The organism is Pantoea sp. GW821-FHT03E06 (assembly GCF_059420725.1).
This window is the reverse complement of record NZ_JBWKUG010000001.1, coordinates 3,102,025-3,116,409: the sequence shown is the minus strand read 5'-3', so window position 1 is coordinate 3,116,409 and position 14,385 is coordinate 3,102,025. Positions and strand designations below refer to the sequence as shown.

Genomic DNA, 14,385 nt, shown 5'->3' with positions numbered 1-14,385 from the left:
TTTATTGATAATCTATTGTCAACGATAGAGGTCAATGTTTTCGGTGATCGAAGTATGGAATTTATTCTTGGCATCGAAGAATTTTTTAATTGTATTTTGCAAGTTTTGGTTGTTTAAAGATCCAGTTATTGACATATGAAAGATATGGCAGTACTGATGGTAAGTAAAAGCTGGTGTTTTGATATTTGGGAATGCAACAAAGATGTCTGGATCTTTATAGAAATTTGATATGAAAACCATGTCGTTACATATGATGTCTTTTGCGTAATTTTTAATTTCATTTTGGTTAGAAATCGTAGATTTAATGGGGTGGATATCATTGAAACCATAAATTACATCTTTTATTGGAAGTGATTTAACAGGATTAAAGTTGTTGAAAATAATCTCAAAAATAAACTCACCGTCTGTTCCTTGGAATTTTAGTTCTTTTTTAAAACGTAAAAAATCAGTCCATAATATTGATTGTTGGTCTAATTTAAATCCCCATTTTGTGCATGCATTTTTTTTCTTTTCATTTTCTTGATGGTAGTTAAGGAATGCATCAAAAATGAATGCCGCGACAATAGAGTAACTCACGTTTTCTATAACATTAAAACCAAGAGGCTGGAGGAAAATCAAATAACATAATGCAAAAATGAACAAGGTTATTAAATTTTTTCTAGTGCTTGCTGATGTACTCCAAAAACGACGATATGAGTCTATATATCGGAAGGGGGACTTTATTTTTTTAGAGAGGCTTTTTTTTGTATAACTGGTTAAATATCTACTTAATCCTAAAGAAAGAGTGATCACAATCAACGATTTGAAAATATTATCATAGGTTTTAATGAAATTGTAGATTGTGAGGGATGTGTTCATTAAATTGCTAATAACTCCCTGAAGCATTGTTAAATCCTTAAGCGTGAAAATACTATTAACATTCATGTGGTTTATTTTACTTATAATTTATTTTTGAGTGTTTATTAATATAGGTTGGGTTCACGACTTACTTAAAACAGGAATGGCATAAGCTCACCTCCACTTAACGTCTGTAGTATTTTATTGCTTTCTGAAATACATAACAATTGAAAGTTTTAACGACTTAGATTTACTTAATGATAGCTCTATTATATTTTAAATTAAACTTGAGTTAAACTAAAATCCTTCTTTAAAAGATTACTGCGATATTTCAGTGAGATGAAGTAAAATACATATGGAGCTCTTAAATATCATGATAATGGCACCCATGATTGCTTATAAATAATATTCTTTATTTTGCGTGCTACACGATCATAGTTGATATATACCTGCATTTTAATGCGCTTTGAACCATACGCAGATCTTGAAAGCGGCGCTACGTATAAGTCTGCGAGAAGATAATTATGTGGCATGGTTATGCTATGTAACCGAAATAAATGCAGACATTTTGCACTGAAAATATTTTCCTAATATCCTGCCATAAGAGTCAATTTAAATTTTCAATTAAAGTGTTTTTTAAATATTTTCTATACATTTTTATATGCATGTGTTGTCTGTTGACTGAGTGTTAGGGCTTGCTAACACCCCTAATTATTTACTTAATGTCAAATTAATCCATACTTGAGCCAGTCATAATAGGAGATTAACTTTCTGAAGAAATATTTATTATTAGAAGAGATAAGTCTATCATAATTTTCTCGGATGAATTTTGCAATAAATTCAGCATCAGGATTAGGATGTAATGGTGCCAGTGATAAAAATGCAGATTCACTTGCTGTATCGTAAAAATCACTAAATGTCATATCCTGATACTTAACGAAGTCTCTGGGCTTTCTGCTCGCGAACACTTCTGGAAAATCTCTCTGGATATATTGGTCGAGATTGAAACCGGATTTCTTATAATCCTCGAAGGTTTCAATTTTCATTTTAGATAGATATTTGAATACTGGGATGAACTTGTAATTATATTGTTTTACAGTGATTTTTAGAATTTTCTCAGGTGAGAAGTCTTTATTATTTAACGCCACATCTTCGAATAAATCCTGTACGGTTATAGCTCTATAACCAGTATCTCCTAACTTTCCGATAACTCCTATCCCGAAGACGATCTCAATATCCTTTTTATCTTTTATGTTATCGTAGTCAACTACAGCTATCTTATTCTGTGGGTCTTGGCTTTGGACTATTTCGTACACTTGTTCTTTGCAAAATCTAAGAACACGCGCCGGTAACTTTCGTTCAAAATTATGTATGGCTTGATAAATTAATGAGAAATCCTTTGTTTTGACTATTTTTACTGGAACCTGAACGTCGTTAAAATGAAGGTATGACGTCTCGATTATGGCGCCTGTAGTTGGTTCATCTTTATCAATGAATATTAAATTACTTCTTAATTTTTCTAACTTTTCTGTGCCAATGCATAATGATATTGATTTTAGTAAAGCGCGAATATTTTCATCTGTTATTGAATATCCAATGAATACAACTGGGTGCTCAACAAAAATTGTTATTAACTTAGAGGCAAGATAAGCATTTTTACTATTATAATCACTATAGTCAGCATCAGTAAGAATCATCGATTCAGGCTTTGAACCACATCCATGTATTTTATATATTTCACCAATGCTGTAGGTGTTTGAAAAAAGCAGCTCCTCTTGACCAATGTATGTTGTATAGTCAGGGAATAAATGTTCAATCAAAATATCCCAGTTTGTAGTGATTATCCCATCAACATCACACGATTTTAGTATTTCAAGCTCATCGTTAAGCTCAAGATCTTTTTTCCGACTTTCTGTTTTCTCAATTAAATATCTGCTTATCTCTATTCTTAAAGGAGATGATTTATCTTTGACGACATTTGAATACTTTTCTCTGCTTTCTTTATAATTTTCGCTAGTCCACCATAGATCATGGAAATCTTCTGCAATCAATAATGCAGAACGTGCTATATCGCCGTTAGCGCTGCTTTTATAGTATTCATACGGCTTACCCATAACACAAAATTTATTGAGTAAACCTTGCCAATCTTCAAGCCCCATATACCTTCTGGAAAAGCCTGAGCCTAGAAAAAGGAATGGCCCCGAAGCTCTGTTTATAAATAATTGGTTTAGTTCATTTTCAATATCCATGTGTATTCACCTTAAATATAAACAAAGACACCAACTGTCATACATGATCCATTTTAAACGATTATCTTTAGTTTGTGCTTCTTTACAATAATATCCCCATAGCCTGTTTATCTTTGTGTATGAATGATTTTCCAGAATGGGAGAAAAGTTTTTAGTTAAGAATTTTCATAATGTTCACTTTTTTAAGCGTCTTTAATCAGTCATTTAGATGTGGGAGGTTAACATCCGAGTGTACACAGGTTTACATATGAAGTGAACAGTCTGAACTTAGATGTAAAAAACCGGCCTTAGCCGGTTCGTTTTCTGCAGGATTTACTGACTGCATCCGGGCAACCAATCAGCCTCATTATCTGCATGCAGGATGAGATTGGTCTGAACACCATTATTTGTTCGGCGCTTAAGCAACACGCGCTCATACTCTTTAAGCGTCTGCGGCACTGCCTGCCCGAAGGCCGTCAGGCTGAGCGGGTGCTGATGCCCACGCGATTCCATAAAGGACAGATACGCATGATAGAGATAGCGCTTCGGGTTAATCGGACGAATATTGGCGTTGCCGATAAACAACCCGTTCGGAGTGCTCAGCGGCATCAGGTAGCCACAGAAATCGACCAGCGGATCAGCCTGTCGCTTTATCTCCAGCGCTTCGCCGGATGATTGCTGCGCCTGTAATAGCTCGCGCGCTTCATCGGGTGACGCGAAGCGCTGCATCAAGTGACGAACAATCACTGCCAGTTCATTGCTGATTTTGTCCAGTAGCTGCGGGTCGCGTTCTTTAGCCGGTATCACTTCCGGGAACGTAAGGATTACCCGGCGACGTGATACGCCGCCGCTGCGATCGCTGAAACGCATCGGGTTGTTGTTCACTGCCAAAATTACCGCCGGGATGTGGGCTGAGTAGGGATCACGATACTTTGGATCGATGGCTACCGCATCACCGCCGGTAATTGCCTTAATGCCCGCGCCGTCGCCACTCCATTTCTCCTGATCGGGCAGAATAATTAGCGAAAATCCCACCACGCTGGCGCGTTCCCGGGATGACTCAAGCGTTTCAATGGTGGCGGATGTGGTGTTATCGCGGCCAGCGAGCAGCGTGGCGATCGAGGCTAACACGCTTTTTCCGCTTCCACCTGGACCAGTTACCTCAAGGAACATCTGCCAGTCATAGCGGTTTGCCAGCACCATAAATAACGCCGCGAGGATACGCTCTTGCTTATCGTCATTGTGTCCGGCCGCCCGCGTTAACCAGCGGTAGAAGTTAGGCGCGTGGTCTGCAAGATTTTCTTCGGGACGCGGCTCGGAGTAATCAACGCTGTTTACCGTGCGCAGCCAGTTCTCACGGCGGTGCGGGCTGAATGTGCCGTTGGTCGTATCAAATACCCCGTTACGGAAACCAATCAGGCGGCGCGCCGGTTCGCCCATCTGTGGAACCATCAGTTTGAGCGTATCGAGCACGCTGCCAATTCCGGCCGCTGAAAACGGTGCGCGTACCTTCTGAAACAGCTCGGCGATCTCGCGGCGCAGCGTCTGCACCGGCATCACCTGCCACGCGCCGTTCTCATATCGACAGATTTCCTCCCCGACAGGCGGCACGGCCAGCGCCTGCCCGTAGTGATCGACCAGCAGCTCCGCTTTTTCGCTGGCGCTCATGGCTTTAAGGTCGGCTTCGCTGACGGACTCAAACGGGCTTGGCTTATGAGGTTGAGTGAAGGCGGTAAGTAGCGCCTGCGTCACGATGTCGCCCTGTGCCTGCCAGACGTCGTTCCAGTCGCCGGTTTCTGGTGGCAAAGCGGCCTTGCCCTTACAGGTTTTCGCGGCTTCCTCCGCCTTTAACTGGCCTGTGCCGTTGTCGTCGCGATCGGAGGCAATCAGTATCAGCGCATCAGGATTGGTTTTGCGAAGCTGGGCGGCAAGTGCCGGCAGATTATTGGCGCTGAGCGCCACATAAACCGGTTGCCCGGTCAGGCGCTGCACCGTCAGGCCGGTTGCATAGCCTTCGGTGAGCCACAGCGTTTTGCCGTCAGGCTCTCCCGCAAGGTGATAAGCGCCTTTAACCTGTCCGCCGGGCAGGGTGCGCTTGTCGCCAGCGGTGCTGATTAGCTGGATGTTAACGGCGTTGCCGGTTTCGTCCGTCAGCGGTACAAGCAGATCACCAGCCGCAAAACTGATACCGCCACAGCGCAGACCGGCAGCCAGCGTTAACACTTCAGTGCTGTGCAGACCTTTCGATAAAAGATAGGCGTTATCCGTGCGGCTGACGGCGGCTGTGAGCACCTTCTGCGCCCGCGCGGCGGCCTCTGTTTTTGCGACTGCTTTATCAACTGTGTTCACCTGTGCTTTTGATATGAGCCTAAGCTAAGATTTGTGCGGCTACTGCTATTTGGTCGCTGATAGCGAAAACGCCTCAGCTCTTTACCTGATGTTTGACGAGCAGGAAAAGGCCGTCGCCATCATGCAGTGTGAAGTCTTTCTCTTGAGGCTTAGCTTTAAGGATTTCGTGATTGGTAAGTGGGCGTGTCATCCGCGCCATGACTGGGTTCCGTCCATAATTGGTATACATCATAACGTATACCAATTATCACCGGATTCAGGCGGATCGTCTTGGAAGATTACAGAAACAAAAAAGCCCGCAGGGCTTGCGCCGTGCGGGCTCTTAGGACTTCATCGGATGACTCTGGTAATCACCGATGGAGAATTTTGGTGGAGCTGGCGGGAGTTGAACCCGCGTCCGAAATTACTACACCGTCGGCACTACATGCTTAGTCAATCTTTACATTCGCCGGCCAGCTGCGGACAGACACGCCACTGACAAACTAGCCTGATTAGATTTAGTGCTTCAACCCCAGGCAAGGCATCCACACGATCTCTTTTGGGTTTGACCTCTCTTGATCCCCGTCTTAAGAGCGGAAGCTAGGGAGAGAGGGCTTCAAAGCAGGTTATTAAGCTGCTAAAGCGTAGTTTTCGTCGTTTGCGACTATTTTTTTGCGGCTTTTTACGAGGCAAACCGCCCCTCGGCATGCTCCTAAGGCTTCACAATCCCGTCGAGTCCAGAATCAGCCCCAAGAAATTTCTATACTACAGAAAACAGACGTTGAAATCCAGCGCTTAACGCTTTGAATTCTTCATGATACGTGCTTTATCCATTTTCCATTCACGTTCTTTAACATCATCACGTTTGTCATGTTCTTTCTTGCCGCGTGCCACGCCGATTTTCAGTTTGGCCCAGGCATTTTTCCAATACATTGATAGTGCAACCACGGTAAAACCTTCGCGGTTAACACGACCGTACAGCGAATCAAGTTCGCGCTGGTTCAGCAGCAGCTTACGATTGCGCGTGGGATCACACACCACGTGTGTTGAGGCAACGGCCAGCGGCTGGAAAGTCGAGCCGAACAGATAAGCTTCGCCATCGCGCAGCAGTATGTAGCTATCGCTGATGTTAGCCTTGCCGGCACGGAGTGATTTGACTTCCCATCCTTGTAACGACATACCCGCCTCAAACTCTTCTTCAATGAAGTATTCATGGCGTGCGCGTTTATTGAGGGCAATAGTGGCTGAACCGGGTTTGTTAGCTTTTTTCTTTGTCATAGTGCGGCGTAGTCTACATCACTCAGTTTATGGGCGCATCCCCTGTCCTGCAGGGCGGTAAAAAACACTCCATTTTAGCACACCAGGCAAAGCCGTGAATTTTTGTTTGGTGACCGAAAATGGTATTATTCAATGGTTTTGTGACGAACAGGAACCATTATGGCCCAGATTAGTCGTTCAGCGCTGGTCCCTTATAGCGCTGCGCAAATGTACCGTCTTGTGAATGATGTGGACGCATATCCTCAGTTTCTGCCGGGCTGCACGGGCAGCCGCGTGCTGGATAACAACGGAGATCAAATGACTGCGGCGGTTGATGTCTCGAAAGCGGGCATCAGTAAAACCTTCACCACCCGCAATACGTTGATCAGTAACCAGAGTATTTTAATGCAGCTGGTGGATGGCCCATTTCGAAAATTGACAGGCGGTTGGCACTTCACTTCATTAGGTGATGATGCTTGTAAAGTTGAGTTGAATCTCGATTTTGAATTTACCAATATGCTGGTTGAAATGGCATTTGGCCGTATCTTTAAAGAGCTTGCTAATAGCATGGTGCAGGCGTTCAGTCAGCGCGCGAAAGAGGTTTATCGTGCCTGATATCAGCGTCGAGGTGGTTTACGCGTTGCCCGATAAGCAGTATTTGCGCTCGATAAAAGTGGCAGAGGGCACAACGGTTGAGCAAGCCATTAACGCATCGGGTTTGTTGTCGCTACGTAAGGATATTGACTTAAATAGCAACAAAGTTGGTATTTATAGTCGCCCTGTGAAGCCAGGCGATGTTGTGCAGGATGGGGATCGTATTGAAATCTATCGTCCACTGATCGCTGACCCTAAAGAATTGCGTCGTCAACGTGCAGAACGTTCCGCTGAGAAGAAATAGCTGAGATTAAAAAACAAAAAAGGCGCCCAGGCGCCTTTTTTTATGGTGTTCACTTAGCCTTCGCTACCAGAGAGCTTTGGTTTGTTATCAATGTTGGTCAACGTACCATTGCTGTCGAAGGTCAAGGTCAGCGTCTGCTGTTTAACGCCTTCATGGCCTGGTTCCTGACGGAACACGTAATACCAAACGTTGCTGCCAAAGGGATCATGCATCATCGGCGTGCCAAGGGTATAGGCGACCTGCTGCTGCGTCATACCGTTATGAATCTTCGACACATCGTTGGCGACCAGGTAGTTCCCCTGATTGATATCCGGACGATACACAACGCGCTCAAGGGTGGAACATCCGGCGGTCATCATCAACATTACTACTGCCGCGGCAGTCAGCGTTTTACAGCGCATCTATACATTCCTTTTCTGGGGCCAAACGCCTTTCAGCAGGCTATTTTTCTGCCATCAAATTCTGAACTCTGCCTGCGGCAGGCTTTATCACTCGATCTTTATAACAGCCGATGATAATAAACCTTTTCGCTATTTGAAACCTCTACAGAGCAAGCATAAGACCACCAGTCGGAAAAAAAGTGCGTTATCAGGCGGCTAAAAGTTCTTTAGCGTTAGCCAGCGTGTTACGCGTGACTTCGCTTCCGCCCAGTAAACGGGCTAACTCTTGCAGGCGGGCACGTTTGTCCAGCGGCTGCATATGGGTTTCCGTCATCGCACCATCTGTTTCTTTGCTGACATAGAAGTGCTGATGGCCACAACCGGCAACCTGCGGCAGATGCGTTACACACATCACCTGCGTTGACTCGCCAAGCTGACGGAGCATTTGCCCCACGACAGCGGCGGTTGGGCCGCTGATGCCGACATCCACTTCATCGAAAATCATCGCTGGCGTTTCCATTTTCTGCGCGGTGATCACCTGGATCGCGAGAGCTATACGCGACAGTTCACCACCCGAAGCCACTTTACCTAACGGCTGTAAGGGTTGGCCTGGGTTAGTGGTTACGCGAAAATCAATGCGCGTCGCGCCATCAGCGGTGAGTTGATCGGCATTGAACTCCAGCACAATGGCAAACTGGCCGTGCGGCATGGCTAAGGTGCGCATGCTTTGTGTGATCAGTTGGCTCAATTCCTGCGCCGAATGTTCACGCAGTTGATGCAGTTTTTCCGCACTGGCTAATGCTGCCTGATGATGGGCTACCACCTCAGACTGCAGAAGCTCCTGGTCGCTCTCTTGCTGCGACAGCTGCTCCGCTTCATCAAGCAGTTGCTGGTAAAGAACGGGTAAGGCTTCAGGGGAAACGTGATGCTTACGCGAAAGGGCAATCTGTCGTGACAGACGTTGCTCCAGTTCATGCAGACGGTTGGGATCGAGATCCAGACGTTCACAATAATGGCGCAGTTCGTCGCTGGCTTCACTGAGCTGAATTGCCGCTTCTTCCAGCAGATTGAATACGCCGCTGACTTTATTATCCAACGTCAGCAGCTCACCCAGCATATTGCGAGCGCTATACAGCAGGCTTTGCAGATTCGTGTCATCACCATCGGCCAAGATTTGGAGCGCCTGCTGGCTGGTCGAAAGCAGTTGGCCGCTGTTTGCCAGGCGTTTGTACTCTTCATCAATCTGTTCAAATTCGCCTGACTGAGGGGCAAATTCATTGAGTTCTTTTAATTGATACTGCAGCAACTCACGACGCGATTCGCGCTCTTGTGAAAGCTGCTGATGCTGCGCCAATGCCCGGCAGCTCTGATGCCAGCGCTGGTAATGCTGGCGCATCTCAGCCAGCACGCCATCATGTGCAGCGTACGCATCCAGCAGATGTTTTTGATGATCCGATTTCAGCAGCAATTGATGGGCATGCTGGCCGTGAATTTGAATCAATAATTGACCCAATTCACGTAACTGCGACAACGGCACCGATGTGCCATTGATAAAGCCACGCGACCGTCCGTCGGCACTAATCACGCGACGCAGCAGGCATTCGTTTCCTTCATCCAGCTGATTTTCTACCAGCCAGCGTTGCGCTGAGGGGGACGATTTCAACTGGAAGCGGGCGCAGATATCCGCGCGACTGGCACCCTGACGCACCATATCTGCTTCAGCGCGGCCGCCCAAACACAGACCCAGCGCATCGATTGCGATGGATTTACCTGCGCCGGTTTCTCCCGTGATCGCCGTCATACCACGATGAAAGTCGATCTCCAGTTCACGAACGATAGCAAAGTTACTGATGGTCAATTGTGCCAACATAGAATCACCTGTATGTAAAAACAGATATGGTTTTACATACAGTATAAACTGGTTTTTTATACAGTAAAGTGCTCAGCGGTGATTTTCAGAACAATTTTTTTGACCAGCCTAGCTTTGAACTTAACGTATTAAAATAGTTATAGTTTTTGGGATGGATGAGGTTCAAATGATTGGCGCTGCGACGAATGAGGACATCTTCACCTTCCTGGATTGGTAGGGCGATCTGGCTGTCGCAGCTGATCTCCAGATCGCTACGCAAAGATGAAAAGCGCAGGCGAATCGTACTGCTGCTATTGATCACCAGCGGACGCGCGGAGAGCGTATGCGGGAACATCGGCACCAGGGTAATCGCGTCCAGCGATGGCGTAAGAATAGGGCCGCCAGCCGAGAGCGAATAGGCTGTTGAGCCGGTTGGCGTAGAGATAATCAGTCCATCGGAGCGCTGTGAAAAAGCGAAAACCTCATCAATATAGACTTCAAATTCAATCATGTGCGCCACTTTACCGGGATGTAGCACGACCTCATTGATGGCGCTACCAATTCGCGGTGAACACGCTTCCTTGCACACCTGCGCCTCCAGCAAGAAGCGGCTTTCAACGAAATAGTCGCCCTGCAACACATCATCAAGCTGCTGTTGTGCGTTGTCTGGATCGAGATCGGTGAGAAAACCGAGATTGCCACGGTTAATGCCGATGACTTTGATGTCATAGCGCGCCAATACGCGTGCCGCGCCGAGCATATTGCCATCACCACCAACAACCACGGCTAAATCGGCACGTTGGCCAATGTCCGCCAGGCTGCCGGTTTCGGCGTTTTTTAAATCCAGCTCGCGCGCAATCTGCTGCTCAACAATCACCTCATAACCCTTCGCTGTTAGCCAGCGCCAGAGCATTTCATGGGTGGTTAACGCCGTAGGATGACGTGGATGACCGACAATCCCGATGCAGTTAAAGTGTTTGTTCATTTAGCGCGAGTTCCTTATAAGCCAAAACGGCCAGGCAATGTGATGGGTTTACTTGAAACCGTCAAACTGATCCCCATAATAAGCCAACCAGCGAGATGAATGTGCAAAACGCGGAGAAATTCATGAGTAGTAAAGAACAGAACACCCCAAACGAGCAAGTCTCAGAAGAAATTCAACAGGATCAGCAGCACGTGGACGCAGAGACAACCGCTGAGGTGGATCCTCGTGATGAACGTATCGCGCAACTGGAAGCTGAATTAGCACAGTCGCAGACCGGCGTGCGTGATGCACAGCTGCGTGCGCAAGCGGAGATTGAAAACATCCGCCGCCGTACCGAGATGGATGTAGAAAAGGCGCATAAGTTTGCCCTGGAAAAATTTGCCAACGAGCTGCTGCCAGTGATTGATAGCCTGGAGCGCGCGCTGGAAGTTGCAGACAAAGATAACGCCGAACTGGCTTCGATGATTGAAGGCATCGAGCTGACGCTGAAGTCGCTGCTGGGCGCGGTGCGTAAGTTTGGAGTAGAAGTGGTAGGCGATACTAATGTGCCGTTCAACCCGGAAATCCATCAGGCGATGTCAATGATGGAGTCAGACGATATGGCGCCAAACCATGTGCTGATGGTGATGCAGCGCGGTTACACCCTTAACGGCCGCCTGTTGCGTCCGGCGATGGTGGCAGTGACGAAAGCCAAAGGCTAATCCGTTACTGTAATGACAACGGCCGCTGAATGCGGCCGTTTGTTTTTCAGGGCAAAATCGGCATCCAGTCAATCGGCGTTTGACCTGATTGGCTTAGCAGCGCGTTAGCCTGAGAAAAGTGTTTACTACCAAAAAAGCCGCGATGTGCGGAGAGCGGAGAGGGATGTGGCGCCTTCAATACGTGATGTCGCTGAGTATCGATGATGCTGCCTTTCTTCTGCGCGTGCGATCCCCACAGCAAGAAAATCACGCCTTCGCGATGTTGATTGATGGCGCTGATGACGTTATCCGTAAAGGTTTCCCAGCCAAAGCGCGCGTGTGAATGCGCCTTACTGGCTTCCACCGTCAACACGGTGTTCAACAACATCACGCCTTGCATCGCCCAGCTTTCAAGAAAACCGTGCTGCGGACGAATAAAGCCGGGAATATCCTGCTCTAATTCTTTGTACATATTTAGCAGTGACGGCGGAATAGCCACGCCTGGCAGCACCGAAAAGGCCAATCCATGTGCCTGATTTGGGCCGTGGTAGGGATCTTGCCCTAAAATGACCACTTTGATATCGCCCAATTCAGTCAGGCGGAAGGCGTTAAATACATCCTTCTGCGGCGGATAAACCGTCACGCCCGCGGCGCGTTCATTGGCAACCGCTTTGAGCGTCTCAACGAAGTAAGGTTTCTCTTTCTCTTCAGCCAGCACGTCGTGCCAGGTTAGCTTCTCAGCCATCATTGACTCCCTGCAAAATTTTGCAACTAGCTTAACGTGTCATGCTCAACAGCAGAAGGGTAAAAATAATTTGAATAATTGCAGAAAAAGTTAATTATTTAAATTGTTATGAATCAATTTGTTAGATTTAAACCGCTGATTGATGATTGGGCGAAATTGATACAGGTCAAAACAGCGGTCTTCTCGCGGTGATATACCAGAGCATTCGATAACGTCATTAACCTCGCCGTCCTGATGCGACGGCGTAATGCCCTGGAGGCCTTCTATGATTACCGGTATTCAAATTACTCAGGCAAACAATCCACAGCTATTGAACTCATTCTGGTTGCTGGATGATGATAAAGCCGAAGCGCGCTGCCTGTGCGCCAAAGGTGATTTCGTTGAAGATCAAATCGTTGCGATCAGCGATTTGGGTGAAATTGCCTATCGTGAAATCCCGCTGGAACAGAAACCGCAGGTTCGCATTGAAGGTGGCCAGCACCTGAACGTTAACGTTCTGCGTCGTGAAACGCTGGAAGATGCGGTAAACCATCCAGAAAAATATCCGCAGTTGACCATCCGCGTTTCTGGTTATGCAGTTCGTTTCAACGCGCTGACGCCAGAACAGCAGCGTGATGTGATTACCCGTACGTTCACCGAAAGCCTGTAATTTTAGCGCTGACGAAAATACACACAGCAATACAAGCCGCGTCGAGGCCTATCGACGCGGCTTTTTTGCTTTTTAGGGGGCAGTTCAGTGGACCGGATCGTAGTCTTAAAGTAATTCCACTGCGAAAGCAGTATTTCGCTACGCTTAAATAAAAAAATCGCCTCAAACGAGGCGATTAAATGTAGTGAGTGCTGTTTTATTCCGCACCAGATTCTGACGCCTCGCTGCCGCTTGGCTTGCGGCGTTTACCGACATTTTTGGTATCGCGATGGCGTTTTTTCACGCGCGGTTTCTCTTCTTCTTTCTCTTTCTTCTCTTTACGCTTCGCCAGCGCCTTTTTCGACGGTTTTCCGGTTACTTTGGCACTTGGCGCGCGGCTTGCTGGACGCAGCTCTTCAATCACGCGCGCTTTCAACGGTTCGTTGATGTAACGGGTGATTTTGCCCAGCAGCACGTGATCGTGCGCTTCAACCAGAGAGATCGCGGTACCTTTACGGCCCGCACGCGCAGTACGACCGATACGATGCAGGTAGGTATCAGCGGTGCGCGGCAAATCGTAGTTAATGACGTGCGAAATATCGTCAATGTCGATACCGCGCGCGGCAACATCAGTGGCGATCATCACCTTAACGCGGCCATCATTCATGCGTTTGATGGCTTCGTTACGGTTCACCTGCACCATTTCACCTTCAAGATAGCTCGTGCGAATACCGGCTTCGTGCAGCCAGGTAACCAGCTCATGCAGACGCTCACGTTTGCGTACAAACACGATAACGCGCGTTGCATCGGGCTGGTTCAGCAGGTGAATCAGCAGCTTGTTTTTATGCTCGAGGTCGTCGGCGCGGTAATACCATTGCTGAATCTTTTTACGTTCGCTTTTGCTTGGGTCGGCCTCAATGAAAACCGGCTCGTTCAGCAAGCGCTCGGCGAAGTCTTTAATGTGTTCGCCTTCCAGCGTCGCAGAGAACAGCAGCGTCTGTTTGCGCCAGCGGGTTTCTGCGGCGATGGTCTCGATATCCTGAGCGAAGCCCATGTCGAGCATGCGGTCAGCTTCATCAAGAATCAGCGTTTCGACGGCGCGGCAGTCGAAGTTCTCTTCTTTGATGTACTGCAGTAAGCGGCCGGTGGTCGCCACCACGATATCCTGGTTTTCGCTGAAGACTTCAGCATGGTTCATATACGCCACGCCGCCGGTGATAGTGGCGATATCAAGGTGCGTATGTTTAGCCAGTTCACGTGCGTGATCGGCAACCTGCATTGCCAGTTCACGCGTCGGGGTAACAATCAGAATGCGCGGTGGGCCTGACTTTTTGCGCGGAAAATCGAGCAAATGCTGTAAAGCGGGCAGCAAAAACGCTGCAGTTTTCCCCGTCCCGGTTGGAGCCGAACCCAGAACGTCACGGCCTTCCAGCGCGGCAGGAATGGTCTCGGCCTGAATAACAGTAGGGCGAGTGAAGCCTTTTTCCTGCAAAGCTTGTAGCAGGCTTTCGTCGAGTTCGAGTTCGGAGAATGTGGTTACGGTCATGGTCTACCTCAGTTTGGGGCGCTG

Annotated in this window: 13 protein-coding genes, 1 other RNA gene and 1 pseudogene; 4 read left to right on the top strand and 11 right to left on the bottom strand. The window is 47.4% G+C overall.

The genetic code is table 11. From position 1 onward, the window contains the following. Nucleotides 1-18 precede the first annotated feature (18 nt). From AC07WB_RS14545 to smpB, 6 genes and pseudogenes are all read right to left on the bottom strand, one after another. Nucleotides 19-885 carry a hypothetical protein gene (locus tag AC07WB_RS14545; RefSeq protein ID WP_494940716.1) on the bottom strand — a complete coding sequence of 289 codons (867 nt, stop codon included), beginning with the start codon at nt 883-885 and terminating at the stop codon, nt 19-21. Between the two features lie 677 nt (nt 886-1,562). Next, nucleotides 1,563-3,086 (bottom strand): SIR2 family protein, encoded by a 1,524-nt coding sequence (locus AC07WB_RS14540; protein WP_494940715.1) that lies wholly within the window; start codon nt 3,084-3,086, stop codon nt 1,563-1,565. A 312-nt stretch (nt 3,087-3,398) separates the two neighbouring features. Continuing rightward, nucleotides 3,399-5,429 carry a primase-like DNA-binding domain-containing protein gene (locus AC07WB_RS14535; RefSeq protein WP_494941076.1) on the bottom strand — a complete coding sequence of 677 codons (2,031 nt, stop codon included), beginning with the start codon at nt 5,427-5,429 and terminating at the stop codon, nt 3,399-3,401. Further along, nucleotides 5,426-5,613: pseudogene (locus tag AC07WB_RS14530) on the bottom strand (integrase arm-type DNA-binding domain-containing protein); the annotation flags it as partial. The gene AC07WB_RS14535 and the pseudogene AC07WB_RS14530, both read right to left, overlap by 4 nt. Before the next feature lie 168 nt (nt 5,614-5,781). After that, nucleotides 5,782-6,144, bottom strand: a transfer-messenger RNA (tmRNA) gene (ssrA, locus tag AC07WB_RS14525). 44 nt (nt 6,145-6,188) lie between these two features. Continuing rightward, nucleotides 6,189-6,671, bottom strand: coding sequence for an SsrA-binding protein SmpB (smpB, locus tag AC07WB_RS14520; protein ID WP_097096384.1), 483 nt, complete (start codon nt 6,669-6,671; stop codon nt 6,189-6,191). 159 nt (nt 6,672-6,830) lie between these two features. Here smpB and AC07WB_RS14515 point away from each other — a divergent pair, with 159 nt between their 5' ends. Beyond that, on the top strand, nt 6,831-7,265 hold the full coding sequence (locus AC07WB_RS14515; RefSeq protein WP_097096385.1) for a type II toxin-antitoxin system RatA family toxin: 435 nt from the start codon (nt 6,831-6,833) through the stop codon (nt 7,263-7,265). Continuing rightward, nucleotides 7,258-7,548 (top strand): RnfH family protein, encoded by a 291-nt coding sequence (locus tag AC07WB_RS14510; RefSeq protein ID WP_097096386.1) that lies wholly within the window; start codon nt 7,258-7,260, stop codon nt 7,546-7,548. The genes AC07WB_RS14515 and AC07WB_RS14510 overlap by 8 nt, the downstream gene beginning before the upstream one ends. 53 nt (nt 7,549-7,601) lie before the next feature. Here the strand turns inward: AC07WB_RS14510 and bamE are convergent, their stop codons facing one another. The 3 genes from bamE to nadK all read right to left on the bottom strand — a co-directional run bounded on the left by bamE (nt 7,602) and on the right by nadK (nt 10,762). Continuing rightward, nucleotides 7,602-7,949 carry an outer membrane protein assembly factor BamE gene (gene bamE / locus AC07WB_RS14505; RefSeq protein WP_097096387.1) on the bottom strand — a complete coding sequence of 116 codons (348 nt, stop codon included), beginning with the start codon at nt 7,947-7,949 and terminating at the stop codon, nt 7,602-7,604. A 187-nt stretch (nt 7,950-8,136) separates the two neighbouring features. Further along, nucleotides 8,137-9,798, bottom strand: coding sequence for a DNA repair protein RecN (recN, locus tag AC07WB_RS14500; protein ID WP_345828685.1), 1,662 nt, complete (start codon nt 9,796-9,798; stop codon nt 8,137-8,139). Between the two features lie 85 nt (nt 9,799-9,883). Then, nucleotides 9,884-10,762 (bottom strand): NAD(+) kinase, encoded by an 879-nt coding sequence (gene nadK / locus AC07WB_RS14495; protein WP_097096389.1) that lies wholly within the window; start codon nt 10,760-10,762, stop codon nt 9,884-9,886. Nucleotides 10,763-10,884: 122 nt separating this feature from the next. Between nadK and grpE the strand changes: the two genes are divergently transcribed. Continuing rightward, nucleotides 10,885-11,463, top strand: coding sequence for a nucleotide exchange factor GrpE (gene grpE, locus AC07WB_RS14490; RefSeq protein WP_097097663.1), 579 nt, complete (start codon nt 10,885-10,887; stop codon nt 11,461-11,463). 46 nt (nt 11,464-11,509) lie between these two features. On the opposite strand, the gene ung is transcribed toward grpE, so the two are convergent. Beyond that, nucleotides 11,510-12,187 carry a uracil-DNA glycosylase gene (gene ung, locus AC07WB_RS14485; RefSeq protein WP_494940714.1) on the bottom strand — a complete coding sequence of 226 codons (678 nt, stop codon included), beginning with the start codon at nt 12,185-12,187 and terminating at the stop codon, nt 11,510-11,512. 265 nt (nt 12,188-12,452) lie between these two features. Between ung and grcA the strand changes: the two genes are divergently transcribed. Beyond that, nucleotides 12,453-12,836 carry an autonomous glycyl radical cofactor GrcA gene (grcA, locus tag AC07WB_RS14480; RefSeq protein ID WP_097096391.1) on the top strand — a complete coding sequence of 128 codons (384 nt, stop codon included), beginning with the start codon at nt 12,453-12,455 and terminating at the stop codon, nt 12,834-12,836. 196 nt (nt 12,837-13,032) lie between these two features. Here the strand turns inward: grcA and srmB are convergent, their stop codons facing one another. Then, complete coding sequence (gene srmB, locus AC07WB_RS14475; protein WP_400456857.1) at nt 13,033-14,361, bottom strand: ATP-dependent RNA helicase SrmB; 1,329 nt, start codon at nt 14,359-14,361, stop codon at nt 13,033-13,035. Between the last annotated feature and the right edge of the window lie 24 nt (nt 14,362-14,385).